11 protein-coding genes are annotated in these 15,918 nt (G+C 70.7%); 5 read left to right on the top strand and 6 right to left on the bottom strand.

All coding sequences use genetic code 11. From position 1 onward, the window contains the following. Positions 1 to 5: 5 nt before the first annotated feature. The 6 genes from ACG04R_RS23110 to mutL form a co-directional block, all read right to left on the bottom strand. Positions 6 to 1,046: a lipocalin-like domain-containing protein gene (locus ACG04R_RS23110; protein WP_394415981.1), complete on the bottom strand. Its 1,041-nt coding sequence runs from the start codon at positions 1,044 to 1,046 to the stop codon at positions 6 to 8. Further along, positions 1,043 to 3,604: an ABC transporter permease gene (locus ACG04R_RS23105; protein WP_394415980.1), complete on the bottom strand. Its 2,562-nt coding sequence runs from the start codon at positions 3,602 to 3,604 to the stop codon at positions 1,043 to 1,045. The genes ACG04R_RS23110 and ACG04R_RS23105 overlap by 4 nt, the downstream gene beginning before the upstream one ends. Positions 3,605 to 4,222: 618 nt before the next feature. Beyond that, the gene (locus ACG04R_RS23100; protein ID WP_394415979.1) at positions 4,223 to 4,876 is read right to left on the bottom strand and encodes an ABC transporter ATP-binding protein; all 654 of its coding nucleotides are present in this window, start codon (positions 4,874 to 4,876) and stop codon (positions 4,223 to 4,225) included. Continuing rightward, on the bottom strand, positions 4,873 to 5,820 hold the full coding sequence (gene miaA / locus ACG04R_RS23095; protein ID WP_394415978.1) for a tRNA (adenosine(37)-N6)-dimethylallyltransferase MiaA: 948 nt from the start codon (positions 5,818 to 5,820) through the stop codon (positions 4,873 to 4,875). Before miaA ends, ACG04R_RS23100 begins: the two co-directional genes overlap by 4 nt. Then, the gene (locus ACG04R_RS23090; protein WP_394415977.1) at positions 5,787 to 7,076 is read right to left on the bottom strand and encodes a pseudouridine synthase; all 1,290 of its coding nucleotides are present in this window, start codon (positions 7,074 to 7,076) and stop codon (positions 5,787 to 5,789) included. The genes miaA and ACG04R_RS23090 overlap by 34 nt, the downstream gene beginning before the upstream one ends. Before the next feature lie 10 nt (positions 7,077 to 7,086). Continuing rightward, a complete protein-coding gene (gene mutL / locus ACG04R_RS23085; RefSeq protein WP_394415976.1) occupies positions 7,087 to 8,958 on the bottom strand; it encodes a DNA mismatch repair endonuclease MutL in 1,872 nt (623 codons plus the stop codon). Positions 8,959 to 9,008: 50 nt separating this feature from the next. Here mutL and ACG04R_RS23080 point away from each other — a divergent pair, with 50 nt between their 5' ends. From ACG04R_RS23080 to ACG04R_RS23060, 5 genes are all read left to right on the top strand, one after another. After that, positions 9,009 to 9,656 (top strand): DedA family protein, encoded by a 648-nt coding sequence (locus ACG04R_RS23080; protein ID WP_394415975.1) that lies wholly within the window; start codon positions 9,009 to 9,011, stop codon positions 9,654 to 9,656. 63 nt (positions 9,657 to 9,719) lie between these two features. Then, on the top strand, positions 9,720 to 13,076 hold the full coding sequence (locus ACG04R_RS23075; RefSeq protein WP_394415974.1) for a S41 family peptidase: 3,357 nt from the start codon (positions 9,720 to 9,722) through the stop codon (positions 13,074 to 13,076). Next, positions 13,076 to 14,443, top strand: coding sequence for a cache domain-containing protein (locus ACG04R_RS23070; RefSeq protein WP_394415973.1), 1,368 nt, complete (start codon positions 13,076 to 13,078; stop codon positions 14,441 to 14,443). Before ACG04R_RS23075 ends, ACG04R_RS23070 begins: the two co-directional genes overlap by 1 nt. Beyond that, positions 14,440 to 15,075, top strand: coding sequence for a response regulator transcription factor (locus tag ACG04R_RS23065; RefSeq protein WP_394415972.1), 636 nt, complete (start codon positions 14,440 to 14,442; stop codon positions 15,073 to 15,075). The genes ACG04R_RS23070 and ACG04R_RS23065 overlap by 4 nt, the downstream gene beginning before the upstream one ends. Beyond that, on the top strand, positions 15,072 to 15,917 hold the full coding sequence (locus ACG04R_RS23060; protein WP_394415971.1) for a HEAT repeat domain-containing protein: 846 nt from the start codon (positions 15,072 to 15,074) through the stop codon (positions 15,915 to 15,917). The genes ACG04R_RS23065 and ACG04R_RS23060 overlap by 4 nt, the downstream gene beginning before the upstream one ends. The last annotated feature ends 1 nt before the right edge of the window (position 15,918 follow it).

Raw genomic sequence — 15,918 nt, 5'->3', positions numbered from 1 at the left:
GCGGGTCAGACCAGCGGCGGGCGGCCGGCGTACCCGGTCAGCTCCAGGTAGCCCCAGCCGATCTCGCGGCCGCTGGCGTCCAGCAGCCGGGACGCACCTTCCCAATACACGAGGCCGCTGCTGCGGCGTGCGTCGACCTCCTGCGCGTCGAAGGCCGCGACAAGCCGCATCTCGCCGGCGGGGCTCTTCAGCCGCCACTCGACGGGCCAGCGGGTGCCGGTGGCCGGGCTGGTCCAGTGCCGCGCGGGTGTCATCTCGACCTCGGTCGGCGCGAAGTTCCGATCCGCCTGGCCGGGCGCGCGCAGGCTGCCGCCGGCCCAGTCGCGCTGGCCGTCCTTGCGGCGCAGCTGGAACAGCGTGAGCGCGCGGCCGTCCAGCAGGTTGATGCCCAGCCAGTCCCAGCCGGCGGTGTTGCCGACGTAGTTGTCGCTCCATTCGTGGTCCAGCCAGGCGCGGCCGGCGAGGCGCTGGGTGCGGCCATCCAGCGTCAGCTGCGCCTGCGTGGCGAGCTGGGGGCGGGAGTAGTAGTGGCTGAACTGCTGTGGGTCGGAGCCCTTGCGGGAGATGCCGCCTTCGCCCTGCAGCAGCGGCGGCTCGGGCGTCGTGAGCGTCAGGTCCAGCGTGAACCCCGGGCCGCTGAAGGCGGCGCGGTAGCCGCTGCCCTCGCGGCGCAGCGTCCAGTCGCGCAGGCGCACGTCGCAGTCGGCCGTGTTCACGCTGACGGCGCCGGGCAGCGTGCGCAGCAGGCGCTGCGTGTGGCGCTGCTGCTTCGCAGCGAGGTCCGACAGGGCCACGTGGCCCAGCAGCAACTGCTTCGCGGCCAGCGGGCTGGCGTGGTCGGCCGGTGCGGGGCCGGGCACGCGGAAGAAGGTGAGCTGGTAGCCGAAGCGCGGCGGCTGGCCGGCCTCGCCCAGCAGGCCCGTGACGTACCACCACTCGATGGCCTGCTGCGGGTGGGCGCCGAAGTCGCGCGGGAAGTTCATCGCTGCGCTCACCGGGAGCGGCAGCGCGGCGAGCAGCAGCGTGCGGCGTTTCATCATCGTCATGCATCCTCCCGGACGGCGCGCACGGCGTCGCCACCCAGCGCGCGGCGGCCCGCCAGCAGCGACGCGCCCACCGCCGCCGCGAACGCCAGGCCCACCAGCGCCGCCAGCCGCATGCCCGGCAGGCTCAGCTCCATGCTCCAGTGAAAGCTCTGCGGGTTGACCACGTAGACCAGCACCACGCTCAGCCCCAGCCCCAGCCCCAGCCCGGCCAGCGCGCCAGCGCCGCCGGTGAGGCCGGCCTCGATGAGCAGCAGCCGAGTGAGGTCGCGCCGGGACAGGCCCAGATGGCGCAGCAGCCCGAACTCGCGCTTGCGCGCCAGCGCCTGGGCCGACTGGCTGGCGATGACGCCGAACAGACCCACCGCCAGCGCCACGGCCTGCAGCCACACGGTGATGGCGAAGCTGCGGTCGAAGATCTTCAGCGACAGCGTGCGCAGCTCGCCCGACGCCGCGGTCTCGACGTCGTCGCCCGCCAGCGCGCGCAGGGCCTTGCGTGCGGCGTCGGTCGTCGCGCCGGGCTGGAGCCACAGCGCCAGCTCGGTGATCGTCGTGTCGCCGCTGAGGCGCCGGTAGTCGGGCAGGTCCATCCACAGCGCGGTGTTCTGCCGCGAGTAGTCGCGCCAGACGCCGCGCACCTGCAGCTTCACGTCGCGGCCGCTACTCACCAGTTGCGCGGTGAAGACGTGGCCGGGCTGCAGGCCGTCGCGGTCCCGCCCGGCTTCGTTGACCCAGACCGCCGTCGCGTCCGTCACCACGGCGCCGTCCCAGCGCTCGACGAGGGGCAGCGTGCCGGTGCCCAGCTCGCGGGCCGTCAGCGCGACGGCTTCCGAGCCCGGCGCGAGGCGCAGCCGCGTGGTGAGTTGCGGTGCGCTGCGCGCCACCTCGGGCAGGTGGGCCAGGCGCTCGATCAGCGTGGGCAGCAGCGGCGCGGGCGTGATGTCGGCGCCGCCGGCGTTGCGCAAGGCACTGCGCACGTAGAGGTCGGCTGGCAGCGCCTGGTCCAGCCAGCGTTCCAGCGAGTTGCGGAAGCTGCCGATCATGACGGTCATCGCCACGGCCAGCGCCAGCGCGACGAGCACGCCGGCCAGCGAGCGCCGCGCCTCGGTCGCCTGGTCGCGGCTGCGCTCGCGTGCCAGCAGGAGCAGCGCGCTGGCGGGCAGCCGTGCCAGCATTGCCGTCAGCCCACGCACCAGCGCCGGCACCAGCGCGAGGCCGCCGGCCAGCAGGCACAGCATGGCCAGGTAGGCGCCGACGGGCGTGTCCTGCAGCACCGGCGGCAGCCCGGCCAGCGCCGCGCCCAGCGCCAGCAGCGCGAGACCCACCCAGGCCGGCAGCGTGCGCCCGGCTGGCAAGCCCAGCCCCTTCAGCACGAGGGCCGGCGCGATGCGACGCACGGTGAGCGCCGGCGCCACCGCGGCCACCAGCGCCGCGGCCAGGCCCAACGCGGCATAGGCCAGCGTGGGCCACAGCAGCGGCTGGTTCAGCAGCAGCTCCGTCGATGCGCCGCTGGCGCCGTGCAGGCCCAAATCACTCCCCATCAGCTTCAGCGCGCCGGCTGCCAGGCCCAGGCCCATCACCAGCCCGAGCAGCGTGCCGGCGACGCCGATGACCAGCCCTTCCATCAGGATGAGCCGCCAGCGCATGCGCGCCGACACGCCCAGCACGCCGACCAGTGCCCACTGCGGCAGCCGTTGCGCCGTCGCCAGCGACAGCACGGCGTAGACGAGGAAGCTGCCGGTGAACAGCGCCATCAGCGCCAGCAGGCCGAGGTTGACGCGGTAGGCCCGCGTCAGGTCCGACAGCCGCGCGCCTTCGTCCTCGGGCGGTGCGGCGCGCCAGCGCTCGGGCAGCGTCTTGGCCCAGGCGGTGGCGTCGGTGCCGGGCGCGAGCTGCACGTCGATGCGGTCCAGCGAGCCGAGGCGGCCGAACAGCACCTGGGCGTCGGCGATGTCCAGCACGCCCAGCGGCGCGCTGCCGGCAGCGATGCGCCCGCCGATGGTGAGCTCGATGTCGTCGGGCTCGGTGTGGCCGGGGCGCAGCACGCGCAGCTTGAGCATCGTCGCGTTCGCTGGCAGCCGGGCGCGGGCGGCGGCGTTGAGGTGCACGAGGTTGTCGCCGGGCAGGCGGTTGTCGCCATCGCCGTCCACCTGCGGCGTCAGCTCGGGGGCGAGCGGCCTGTCGGCATTGGCCGCGGCCAGCAGGGCCAGCGGGTCCAGGCCGATGAGGCGGATGTAGACGCCGCGCCACTCGGGACCGGGCTGGCCGGGCCACAGCGCCTGCACTTCGATGACAGGGTTGGCGGCGACAACCTCGGGGCGGTTCAGCAGCTCGGCGTAGTCGGCGTCGGTCAGTGAGCCGGTGGCGGCGCGCACGATGACGTCGGGCTGGCCGTTGATGCCGCGGGCGGCTCTTGCGAATTCGGTCAGCGCGGCGCCGTTGAGCAGGTGCACGCCGTAGGCGAGGGCGACGCCGAGCATCACCGCGACGATGGCGAGGATGACGCGGCCGGGCTGATCGCGCCAGGCGGGCCAGGTGAGGTGGCGCCAGAGGGTCAGCATGGGGTTTGGGCTTCGCCGTTAATTTGGGTTGGTGGCAAAGCCCAGCCGGGAATTCGCCCCGGCGGGCGACCTTCTTTTTGAGCGACCAAAAAGAAGGCAAAAAGTCGCCCCTGACCGCGCCGGCCCTTTGCTTCGCAGCGGGCTGCCCTGTGGTGCTCGCGGCTTGCAACCCCGCGCGGAACTCGCTTCGCTACGCTGCGCTCAGACAGCCGCGCGAAGTCAGCCCTTGAGGCGCGCTGCGCGCGCGGTTGCAAGCCACTGCGCTCCTCGGCGGCGCTAAAAGGGGGGTGAATGAACAGCCAGCACCGGCCGGCTTTCGGGTTGGGCTGCCGGCTGTTCGGCTGTTTCGGGGCCTCCCCTTTAAAACCGCCGAGAAGCGCAGCAAGCCCAGGCGCGCGCGCAGCGCGCCTCAAGGTCTGACTCCGCGCAGCTGTCTGACCGGAGTGAGCGCAGCGAACGTAGGGAGTTCTGCGCGGGCCTGGGCTTGCGAGCATCGCAGGGGAGCCCGCAGGGCCGGTTTTGCAGGGGCGGTTTCTTTGCCTACTTTCTTGTCCGCACAAGAAAGTAGGTCGCCCGCCGGGGCGAACTCCCGGCATGGGCCTGGGCGTCAAACCAAACTCACGCGTCATGCAACCCATCGGCATCCAGCCTCAGCCGGCGGTCCGCAGCGTGAGCAGCGACTTCAGAGTGTGTGACCAGCAGACACGCCGCCCCCGCCTCATGCGTACAGCGCCGCAGCAGCTCCAACACCTCCGCCGCATGCCGCGCATCGAGATTCCCGGTGGGCTCATCCGCCAGCACCAGTCGCGGCCGGTGCACCAGAGCACGGGCAATCGCCACCCGCTGCAGTTGTCCGCCTGACAGCTGCCTCGGCATCCGCGCGGCGAGCTGACCGAGGTTGACGGCCTCCAGCATCTGCGCCACGCGTCCGTCATCCTTCAAACCCAGCAGCCGCAACGGCAACGCCACGTTGTCCGCCACACTGAGGTGCGGCAGCAGGTGGAAGGCCTGGAAGATGAAGCCCAGCTCGCGACGCCGCAACGCCGAGCGCGCGTCGTCGTCCAGCGGGCGCAGGTCCTGACCGGCCAGCGTGATCGAACCCGCGTCGGCCTCGTCCAGCCCGGCCAGGCAGTTCAGGAGCGTGGACTTGCCGCTGCCCGACTCGCCCAGCAGCGCCACGATCTCGCCGGGCGCCAGGTCCAGGTCGATGTTCGAGAAGACCGGCGTGTCGCCGTAGCCCTTGGCAAGCCCTCGCGCGGAAAGAACCGTCATGCGTTCAACAGCCTCTGCAATCCGGCCAGCAGCTCGGGAATCGGCTGCGCGCCATCGCAGGCGATGACGCGCCGCTTCGGCATGCTGCGCAACCAAGTGACCTGCCGCTTGGCGAGCTGTCGCGTCGCGGCGATACCGCGGTCGCGCAGGTCGTGGAAGTCGTTGGCGTCCAGCGCCTCCCAGACCTGTCGGTAGCCCACGCAGCGCATCGACGGCAGCGCCAGCGACAGGTCGCCCCGCGCCCGCAGTGCCCTGACCTCGTCAACGAGACCTTGCGCCAGCATCACGTCGAAGCGCTGCGCCAGCCGCGCGTGCAGCCAGGCGCGGTCATCGGGCTCCAGCGAGAGCAGGGGCCAGTCCACGCCGTCGTCGCGCGACGCAGCATGCAGCGCGCTCAGCGGCTGCCCGGTCAGGCGGATGACCTCCAGCGCACGCTGGATGCGCTGGCTGTCGTTGGGCGCGAGGCGTGCGCCGGTCTCGGGGTCCAGCCTGGTCAGCTCGGCGTGCATCGCCGGCCAGCCGCGCTCAAGAGCCTCGGCGTCGATGGCGGCGCGCAGCTCGGCGTCGGCCTGAGGCAGCGTGGAGAGACCGTCGAACAGCGCCTTGAAATAGAGCATCGTGCCGCCCACCAGCAGCGGCAGCCGGCCGCGCGCGACGATCTCGGCGGCGAGCCGTTTGGCGTCGCGCACGAATTCGGCGGCGGAGTAGCTGTCCAGCGGATCGAGGATGTCAATGAGGTGGTGCGGCACGGCCGCCTGCTCGGCGACCGTGGGCTTGGCGGTGCCGATGTCCATGCCGCGGTAGACCAGCGCCGAGTCGACGCTGATGATCTCGACGGGCAACACCTCGGCAATCGCGAGCGCCGCCGCCGTCTTGCCGCAGCCGGTGGGGCCGGCCAAACAAATCGGTGTCAGAACCGCTCCCACGGCGCGAGGTAGCGCCACTGGCCCACCGGCAGATGGCCCAGCGGGATGCGGCCGATGCGCACGCGCTTCAGGCCGACGACCTTCAACCCGACCAGCTCGCACATGCGGCGGATCTGGCGCTTCTTGCCCTCGCGCAGCACAAAGCGCAGCTGCTGCTCGTTCTGCCAGCTGACCTTGGCGGGCTTCAGCAGCTCGCCATCCAGCTCCAGGCCGTGGTTGAGCAGCGCGAGCTTCTCGGGCGCCAGCGCCGCGTTGGGCAGCGTGCCCTCGGGCACCTCATGCGCGACGAACTCGACGCGTACCAGGTATTCCTTCTCGATGTCAGAGTCGTCGCCGATCAGCGCCTTGGCGATGCGGCCGTCCTGCGTCAGCACGAGCAGGCCGGTGGAGTCGATGTCCAGCCGGCCGGCGGGCGCGAGATGGCGGTGATGGTTGGGGTGGGGCTTGATGCCGGACGGGTCGTCCTTCCAGCGGTTCTCGGGCTGGAACAGCACGACGGCAGGCTCGTAGCCGTCCTCGGCCTGGCCGGACACGTAGCCGATGGGCTTGTGCAGCAGCACGGTGACCAGCTCAGCCTGGGCCTGGCGGGCGGCGGGGTCGATGTCGATCTGCACGTCGCCGACGACGCGCTGGCCCAGCACGGCGACCTTGCCGTTCACGCGCACCCAGCCGGCGGCAATCCATTCGTCGGCCTCGCGGCGCGACGCGAGCTTCAGCTCGCTCATGCGCTTGGACAGGCGGTCGCCGTCGTCGCTGTCGACCTGGCGGGCCGGGTTGAGCCGTTGCTGCGGACGCTGTGGCGGCTCGAAGCCGGGGCCGCGGTTGGCGATGCGGCGCTGGTCGACGCGCGGCGGGCGGTCATCGCGCGGGCGGTCGGCGGGGCGTTCGTCACGGTGCTCGTTGCGTCGCACCGGCTCACCCCGCTGCGCGCGCGGTGGGCCGTCGGGATGGAAGCCGCCGGGGCGCGGGCCCGGGCGGGCCGGGCGGTCATCGCGGTGGAAGCCTTCGCCGCCTTGCGGCGGGCGCTCGGGCTTGAATCCGGTGGCCTTCGGCCGGGCAGGGCGGTCATCACGGCGCGGCGCAGCGCGTTCGTTGCGCTGCTGCTGTGCCTTCTGGAACTGCTCCTCGCGTTCGGCGCGTTCGGCCTGTGCCTTCGCGAGCGTCGGGCGTGGCTTGGACACGCCTTTGCCGCGCACCGGGGCGCGCTTTTCGCCATCGGCGTTGCGGGTCTTGGCGGCGGGCTTGGGCTTGCCCTTCAGGGTGATGGTGGCCATAGGCTTGGGCTCAACGGCCTCTCAGGAAAAGGGCGTCCAGCTCTTTCATGTCGAGCTGTCGCCAGGTGGGGCGGCCGTGGTTGCACTGGTCGGCGCGTTCGGTGGCTTCCATGTCGCGCAGCAGCGCGTTCATCTCGTCCAGCGTCAGCTGTCGGTTGGCGCGCACGGCGCCGTGGCAGGCCATCGTCGCGAGGATCTCGTGCTGGGCGCGCTCCAGCACCGAGCTGGCGTCGAACTGGGCCATCTCGGCCAGCAGCTCGCGGGTCAGCGCGACGAGGTCGCTGGCGGCCAGCAACGCCGGGCGCGAGCGCACGGCCAGCGTGTGCGTGGACAGCGGCGACACGTCGAGGCCCAGCTGGGCCAGCGTGTCGGCATGCTGCTCGGCAGCGGCCACCTCCTCGGCCGTCGCGGCGAAGCTGACGGGGATCAGCAGCGGCTGGCTTTCGATGGTTGTCGAGCCGAGCCGTGCCTTCAGCCGCTCGTAGACGACGCGCTCGTGCGCCGCGTGCATGTCGACGATGACCAGGCCCTGCCGGTTCTCGGCCAGGATGTAGACGCCCTGGATCTGCGCGATGGCGCGGCCCAGCGGCCAGTCGTCCTTCTTCGACAGCTCGGGCAGGTCGACCAGCGGCGCGGGCCGCGTGTCCGGCAGCGACGTGGGCACGACGGGTCTGGCCGGTTGCCACAGCGCCTCGTGCTGCACGAGCGACAACCGCACCTGCTCGGCCGTGGCCGGCACCGGCGGCACGTAGGCGGGCGCGGTATAGGTCTGGCGCGGCTCGGAGACGTAGAGCGTGGCCGGCATCGTCGGCTCGAAGGCCAGCGGCGCCATGGCCGACTCGATGGGCTCCGCGCTGGCGGCCTCGGCGCTGCGCGACTGCGCGAGTGCGTCGATGAAGGCGCGGCGCACCGACTGGTGGATGGCACGGCCGTCGCGGAAGCGCACCTCGATCTTGGTCGGGTGCACGTTGACGTCCACCAGTTCGGGCGCGATCTCGATGAACAGCACGTAGCTGGGCTGGCGCTGCCCGTGCAGCACGTCCTCGTAGGCGGAGCGGATGGCGTGGCTGATGAGCTTGTCGCGCACGTAGCGGCCGTTGACCCAGACGTACTGCTGGTCGGACCGCGAGCGCGCGGCTTCGGGCAGGCCGGCGCGGCCGGTGAGTGCCAGCGGGCCGGCGCTGTGCTCGAAGGCGCGGCTGTCGGCGATGAAGTCTTCGCCCAGCACGTCGGCGATGCGCTGGTCGCTGGAGGCGGCGCGCCACTGGTCGACGAGCTTGCCCTCGTGCCAGATCGCGAAGCCCACGTCGGGCCGCGCCAGCGCGTGGCGGCGCACGGCCTCCACGCAATGGGCCAGCTCGGTGGCGTCGGTCTTGAGGAACTTGCGGCGCGCGGGCGTCGAGAAGAACAGCTCGCGCACCTCGATGCTGGTGCCGCGCGCGCGGGCGGCCGGTTGCAGCTCGCCGCTGCGGGCGTCCAGCCGGTGGGCGTGGGCGTCGGCGGCCGTGCGGGACGCGATGGCCATGTCCGACACCGACGAGATCGCCGCCAGCGCCTCGCCGCGGAAGCCCATCGTCGCGACGGATTCGAGGTCGTGCAGGCTGGCGATCTTGCTGGTCGCGTGGCGCTTGAGCGCCAGCGGCAGCTGCGCCACCGGAATGCCGCAGCCGTCATCCTCCACGACGATGGCGCGCACGCCGCCGGCCATCAGCTTGACCTGGATGTTCCTGGCGCCAGCGTCCAGCGCGTTGTCGACCAGCTCGCGCACCACCGAAGCCGGCCGCTCGACCACCTCGCCGGCGGCGATCTGGCTGATCAGCTCATCGGGCAGTTCGCGGATGACGCGGGGCGGGGCGACTTCTTCTGGCAGGGACACATCCATCCGCCGGATTATCGGCGGCGTGTCATCAAGGCGTCGGGATAATGGCCTTCATGGACTTGTTGCACTTCCTGATCGACTTCATCCTCCACGTGGACCAGCACCTGGCCAGCTTCGTCCAGGCCTACGGTGCCTGGGTGTACGCGCTGCTGTTCCTCATCATCTTCGTGGAGACCGGCGTCGTCGTGATGCCCTTCCTGCCGGGGGACTCGCTGCTGTTCGTCGTCGGAGCGATGTGCGGCGTGGGACTGATGGACCTGGGAACGTCTATGGCGCTGCTGACGGCCGCGGCCATCCTCGGCAACCAGAGCAACTACACGATCGGCCGCTACTTCGGGCCGCGCGTGTTCCAGTGGGAGGACTCAAGGGTCTTCAACAAGGCGGCCTTCGACAAGGCCCATGCCTTCTACGAGAAGTACGGCGGCTTCACGATCATCGCGGCGCGCTTCATGCCCTTCCTGCGCACCTTCGCGCCCTTCGTTGCCGGCGTGGCGCAGATGACGCGGCGCAAGTTCACGTTCTACGACGTGACGGGCGGTGCGCTGTGGGTCTGCGGCGTCACGCTCGTCGGCTACCTGTTCGGCAATGTGCCGTGGGTCAAGACCAACCTGGACAAGATCATCTGGGCCATGATCCTCATCCCCGGGCTGATCGTCATTGCCGGCAGCCTGAAGGGGCGCCTCAAGCGCTCGACGACCTGACTTTCAGGTCCCCCGCAGTTCGGGTCTAGAGTCGCGCGTTTTGCGACTTGATCGGAGATCCCGATGACCCTGACACGACTCGCCCTGGCCCTGGTGTGGATGACCTCCAGCCTGGCCGTGCCGGCGGCCAACGCAGCCGAATCGACGCTGATGCTGCGCCAGCCCGCCGTTTCCAAGGACCACCTGGCCTTCGTCTACGCCGGCGACCTGTGGCTGGCCGACCGGTCCGGTGGCAACGCCCGGCGCCTGACCAGCCATGCGGCCAGCGAGTTCGCGCCGCGCTTCTCGCCGGACGGCCGGCAGATCGCGTTCTCGGCCAGCTACGACGGCAACACCGACGTCTACGTCATCGGCGTGGACGGCGGGCAGCCGAAGCGCCTCACCTGGCACCCCACGCCGGACGTCGTCAGCGGCTGGAGCCCGGACGGCAAGCGCGTGCTGTTCGCGTCGCCGCGCGAGGTGCTGAACAACCGCAGCAACCAGCTCTACGAGGTCAGCGTCGACGGCGGCTACGAGAAGCAGGTCATGAAGGCCGTGGCCTACGAAGGCGCCTGGTCGGCCGACGGCAAGCGGCTGGCCTACCGGCCGTACAACGCCGCCTATGCCGGCCCCAGCGGCTGGCGCCAGAGCCGTGGCGGCTCGACGCCGCCGGTGTGGATCATGGACATGGCGAGCCAGAAGTGGGAGCAGATTCCCCACGTCAACGCGACCGACTCGGCCCCGGTGTGGGCGGGCGGCGAGGTCGTCTTCATTTCCGACCGGGCCGATGGTGCGGCCAACCTGTTCGCGTTCAACCCGGCCACCAAGCAGTTGCGCCAGCTGACGCACGAGACACAGTGGGACGTGCGCAGCGTCGACGCCACCGGCACGACGCTGGTCTACGAAAGTGGCGGCCGCATCAAGCAGATCGACCTGGCCGGTGGAGAGCCCAAGGTGCTGGACATCCAGCTCGACAGCATTGCGCCCCAGGCCCGCCCGCAGTGGAAGGATGCCAGCCAGGCCCAGACCTCGGCCCGCCTGTCGGCCACCGGCAAGCGCGTGGTCGTCAGCGCACGCGGCGAGGTGTTCACGGTGCCGGTCAAGGACGGCAGCGTGCGCAACCTGACGCAGACGTCCGGCGTGCGCGAGAAGGACGCGCTGTGGAGCCCCGACGGCCAGCGCGTCGCCTACCTCTCCGACGCCCCCGGCATGCGCCACGAGCTGGTGCTGCAAGCCCAAACCGGCCTGGGCGCGAAGGAAACCTTCCTGCTGCCCAAGGAGGGTTATTTCACGCTGGCCGACTGGTCGCCCGACGGCCACACGCTGGTGCTGCTGGACAACCACCTCAACCTCTACACGCTGAGCCTGAAGGCCGGCCCGCAGCGCGGCCAGTTGGCCAAGATCGCGACCGACCAGCGCCGCAACGGCACGGAGGTGTCCTTCTCGCCCGACAGCCGCTGGCTGGCCTACACGGTGTCGGGGGAGAACCATTTCGGCCGCATCTGGCTGCATGACCTGAGCACGGGCCGCAACCATGCGGTGACGGACGGCCTCTCGCATGCCGGCAGCCCGGTCTTCTCGGCCGATGGCGGCTATCTGTACTTCACGGCTTCCATCAACTCCGGTCCCAGCCAGGTCGGGCTGGACCTGTCGACGCAGGAACGCCCGCGTCGCGTCGGCCTGTACGCGCTGGTGCTGGCTGCCGACGGCAAGTCGCCGCTGGCCCCGCGGACCGGTGACGAGGACGATAAGAAGGACGAAAAGAAGGACGATAAAAAAGACGACGGCAAGCCCGACGCGAAGGCGCCTGCCAAGGCCGACGCGAAGAAGGAGGACGGCAAGAAGGACGACGGCAAGAAGGAGGGCAAGGTCAAGCCCGTGCGCATCGACTTCGACGGCCTGGATGAGCGCCTGGTGGCGCTGCCGGTGGCCGAGCGCAACTACGACAGCCTTTCCGTCGCGTCGGACGGCGCGCTGTTCTACCTGCAGCATCCGCAGCCCGGCGCCAGCGCCGAGCCCCCGCAGGCCGAGCGCAACGCGACGGCCGAGTTGTGGCGCTTCGACTTCGAGGAGCGCAAGCCCAAGATGCTGAAGGCGGGCGTCGCGAACTTCTCGCTGAGCGAGGACCACAAGAAGCTGCTGCTGACCGTGGCGGGCGGCGGGCTGGAGGTCGGCGACGCCAACGACAAGGGCGAAAGCAAGGCGCTGGACCTGTCCGGCCTGCGCGCCCGCATCGACCCGCGTGCCGAGTGGAAGCAGATCTTCGACGAGGCCTGGTGGATGGAGAAGGAGTTCTTCTACGACCCGGCGCTGCACGGGCTGGACTGGCAGGGCGTTTACAACCGCTACCTGCCGCAGCTGGCGCATGTGCAGCGCCGTGAGGACCTGAACGACCTGCTGGTGCAGATGATCGGCGAGCTGCAGGTGGGCCACAACCGCACCGGCGGCGGCGACGTGCACCAGGAGGCGCGCGTGGCTGTCGGCCTGCTGGGCGCGGACTTCAGCGTCGAGCAGGGCCGCTACCGCATCGCGAAGCTCTACGCCGGCGACCGCCTCAACCCCAACCTGCGCTCGCCGCTGGCAGTGCCGGGGCTGGGCGTGAAGGAGGGTGACTTCATCCTCGCCATCGGCGGCCAGGCGCTGGACAGCAAGACCAACCTCTACGCACTGCTGGAGAACACAGTCGGCAAGCAGGTCGCGATCGCCGTCGCGCAGGACGCCGCCGGGAAGGGGCGCCGCGACATCACCGTCGAGCCCATCGCCAGCGAAGCTCAGCTGCGCCGCTGGGCGTGGATCGAGGGCAACCGCAGGAAGGTGCAGGAGAAGAGCGGTGGCAAGATCGCCTATGTCTACATGCCCGACACGGCCGACCAGGGCTTCGAGCACTTCAACCGCATGTTCTTCGCGCAGATCGACAAGCAGGCGCTCATCGTGGACGACCGCAGGAACAGCGGCGGCCAGGCGGCCAACTACGTGACCGAACTGCTGAGCCGCCCCTACCTGGCCAGCTGGAAGGACCGCGACGGCCTCGTCTTCGACACGCCGGGCGGCGCCATCTATGGCCCCAAGGCCATGCTGATCGACCAGGACGCCGGCTCCGGCGGCGACTTCATGCCGTATGCCTTCAAGCGCGTGGGCCTGGGGCCGCTGATCGGCAAGCGCACGTGGGGCGGCCTGATCGGCATCTCGACGAACCCGCCGCTCATCGACGGTGCCTTCCTGACCGTGCCGTTCTTCCGCTTCTACACGCCGGACGGCGAGTGGCGCGTCGAGAACGAGGGCGTGTCGCCGGACGTCGATGTCGAGCTGGACCCCGCCGCCGTCAACCGCGGCGATGACACGCAACTGGACGCGGCGATTGCCGATGTGCTGAAGCGGCTGGAGACGTGGAAGCCCATCCAGCGCAAGACGGCGCCGGCTCCGGCGACGTTGGGACGCTGATGAAAGCCTGGGCGGCCCTGTCCCTGCGGGGCCGCTTCGTCCTGCTGGCCCTGCTGCCGCTGATGGCCTCGCTGGCGCTGATCGCGCTGGCCGTTCGCCAGCAGGAGCGCGAGCTGGCCGCGCGTGAGCAGGCGCTGGTGCGCGCCAGCTACATGGACGCGCGCCGCACCGAGCTGAAGCACTACGTTGACCTGGCCGTCAGTACCGTCAAGCCGCTGCTGGGCCAGCCCGACGGGCCGCAGCGGGCGTTGCAGCTGCTGTCGTCGCTGGACTACGGGCCGGACGGCTATTTCTTCGTCTACTCGCTGGACGGCCGCGTGTTGATGCATTCGCGCCAGCCCGAGCTGCTGGGGCAGAACCTGTGGGAGCTGCGCGACCCGCAGGGTCGGCCCACCATCCAGCAGCTCATCGGCAAGGCGAAGGCGGGCGGCGGCTACGTGGAGTACCTGTGGCGCAAGCCGTCCAGCAGCCTGCTGGCGCCCAAGCTGGGTTACGTCGTCGCCGTGCCCGAGTGGAACTGGATGCTGGGCACGGGGCTGTACCTGGACGGCATCGAGGCGACGATGGCCGAGCTGGAACGCGGCGCGCGCCAGAACATCACGACGACGCTGCTGTGGGTGGGCGCCGTCGCCGTGCTCGGTGTCGCGCTGATCAGCGCCGGCGCGCTGGCGCTCAACCTCAGCGAGCATCGCAGCGCCGAGGCCAAGCTGCGCGCGCTGGCCCGCGAGGTCGTGCAGAGCCAGGAAGACGAACGCGCGCGGCTGGCCCGCGAACTGCACGACGGCGTCAGCCAGGCGCTGGTTGCGACCAAGCTGCTCATCGAATCGGCCCAGCACGAGCCGGCCGGCGCCGCGCGGCTGCAGGAGCTGGCGCTGAAGCGCCTGAACAGCACGCTGGCCGAGGTGCGCCACCTGTCGCACGCGCTGCGGCCAGCGCTGCTGGACACGCTGGGTTTGCCGGCCGCGCTGCAGCACCTGGCCGGCGAGTTCGACGCCGCGGGCGGCACGCACTACACGGCTGCCGTTCAAGGCGAGGAAGTGGGCCTGCCCGAGGCCGTCAACACGGCGCTGTTCCGCATCGCCCAGGAGGCGCTGAACAACGCGGCCCGCCACGCGCATGCGACCGTCGTGGCGGTGACGCTGCGCTTCGAGCACGACGGCGGCCTGGCGCTGGAGGTGAAGGACGACGGCCAGGGCTTCGACGCCGACGCCGCCCAGGCCGTGGCCGACCGCGGCCTGGGCCTGCGCAGCATGCGCGAGCGGGCCGACGCGCTGGGTGCGCGGCTGAGCCTCGTCACGTCGCCGGGCCTGGGTTGCCGGCTTGCGGTCAAACTGTCGGCCTCCGACCTGGCCCGCGCCGCTGCATGACCACCCCGATCCGCATCCTGCTCGTCGATGACCACCCGATGGTGCGCGAAGGCCTGGTCGCACGCCTGGCCGCCGTGCCGCGCTTCGAGGTCGTGGGCGAGGCGGGCACCCGCGATGAAGCGCTGGAGCAGCTGAGCCGCACGTCGCCCGACGTTGTGCTGATGGACGTGGGGCTGAAGGACGTCAACGGCATCGCACTGGGCGCCGAGATGCTGGCGGCGCAGCCGGCCATCAAGCTGCTGATGTTCAGCATGTACGACAACCCCGAGTACGTGCAGCGCGCGCTGCAGGCCGGCGCGCGCGGCTATGTGCTGAAGGACGCGCCGGCGACCGAGATCGTGTCGGCCATCGACGCGGTGGCGGCTGGCGGCACCTTCCTCAGCGCCGCCGTGTCGGGCCGGCTGTTCCGCGGCCAGGCCCCCAAACCCGTGCTGACGCCGCGAGAGAGCGAGATCCTCAGCAAGCTGGGGCAGGGCGCGTCCAGCAAGCAGATCGCCCGCGACCTGGACTTGAGCGTGCGCACCGTGGAGGCGCACCGGCAGAGCATCAAGCGAAAGTTGGACCTCGACGGACAGGCGGAGCTGATCCGGTATGCGGTGGAGCACGCGAGAACTGAACGGGGGCGATCATGAAGCGCCGTGTTCGCCGTTCATTCAAGCACCGATCGTTGCGTCAACTGGTGAGAGTCGCGCTGCTCGCATGGAACAGCGACCGCTGCTGGGACGCCATCTGCGAACTGCGTATGCGCGGTTCACCGGCCACACTGGCGCTGGCGCAAACGCTGTGCCGCAGCGGCAACTGGCGCAAGCGCGCGCTTGGGGTGAACATCGCGGCCCAATTGCGGCAGCGCGTTGGCTCGGAGTCCGTCGAGTACGCGCTCGTGCCGACCCAGCAATTGCTGCTGAGCCATCTGCACGATGCGCGCGAGGAGATCGTCGATGCGGCCGTTGCCGGACTGGGGCATCGCCCTCATGCCGACGCATTGCCTGAGCTGGTCCGTTTGGCCGCGCACCGCAACCGCGACATCCGCTTCAGTGTGGCCTGCGCGTTGGGCAGCTATTTCGAGCCCGAATCCGTCGCAGTCCTGCTGCGGCTGGCGCGCGATGTCGATGATGACGTGCGTGACTGGGCGACGTTCGGACTCGGTACGCTGCACGACGTCGACACGCCGGAAGTCCGCGAACGGCTGTGGCAGAACCTGGGCGACGCGGAGGCCGATGTGCGCGGCGAGGCGGTCATCGGTTTGGCCGTGCGCGGTGACGCGCGAGTTATCGATCATCTGCTGGCGTTGGGCGACGACGGCTGGGGAAGCCTCGACCTGAACGCCGCCAAAAAAATGGCCAGCCCGCGGCTGCTATCCGCCTTGCAGGCGTTGCAGCGCGGCGTGCAGAGGCGGGCGGATCTCAACCCGGGTTGGCTGGGTGAGCTTCATCTGGCGCTCGCGGCCTGCAGCGGTACGGCGACCGCTCACTGAA

The organism is Pelomonas candidula (assembly GCF_043555985.1).
In the GTDB taxonomy this organism is placed as follows: Bacteria; Pseudomonadota; Gammaproteobacteria; order Burkholderiales; family Burkholderiaceae_C; genus Pelomonas; species Pelomonas candidula.
This window is presented reverse-complemented; position numbering and strand designations above follow the sequence as displayed.

What these genes read in the sequence shown, in the direction of transcription:
- ACG04R_RS23105 (WP_394415980.1), bottom strand. Translation starts at nt 3,604, where the DNA reads ATGCTGACCCTCTGGCGCCACCTCACCTGGCCCGCCTGGCGCGATCAG.
- ACG04R_RS23100 (WP_394415979.1), bottom strand. Translation starts at nt 4,876, where the DNA reads ATGACGGTTCTTTCCGCGCGAGGGCTTGCCAAGGGCTACGGCGACACG.
- ACG04R_RS23080 (WP_394415975.1), top strand. Translation starts at nt 9,009, where the DNA reads ATGGACTTGTTGCACTTCCTGATCGACTTCATCCTCCACGTGGACCAG.
- ACG04R_RS23110 (WP_394415981.1), bottom strand. Translation starts at nt 1,046, where the DNA reads ATGACGATGATGAAACGCCGCACGCTGCTGCTCGCCGCGCTGCCGCTC.
- mutL (WP_394415976.1), bottom strand. Translation starts at nt 8,958, where the DNA reads ATGGATGTGTCCCTGCCAGAAGAAGTCGCCCCGCCCCGCGTCATCCGC.
- ACG04R_RS23065 (WP_394415972.1), top strand. Translation starts at nt 14,440, where the DNA reads ATGACCACCCCGATCCGCATCCTGCTCGTCGATGACCACCCGATGGTG.
- ACG04R_RS23075 (WP_394415974.1), top strand. Translation starts at nt 9,720, where the DNA reads ATGACCCTGACACGACTCGCCCTGGCCCTGGTGTGGATGACCTCCAGC.
- ACG04R_RS23090 (WP_394415977.1), bottom strand. Translation starts at nt 7,076, where the DNA reads ATGGCCACCATCACCCTGAAGGGCAAGCCCAAGCCCGCCGCCAAGACC.
- ACG04R_RS23070 (WP_394415973.1), top strand. Translation starts at nt 13,076, where the DNA reads ATGAAAGCCTGGGCGGCCCTGTCCCTGCGGGGCCGCTTCGTCCTGCTG.
- ACG04R_RS23060 (WP_394415971.1), top strand. Translation starts at nt 15,072, where the DNA reads ATGAAGCGCCGTGTTCGCCGTTCATTCAAGCACCGATCGTTGCGTCAA.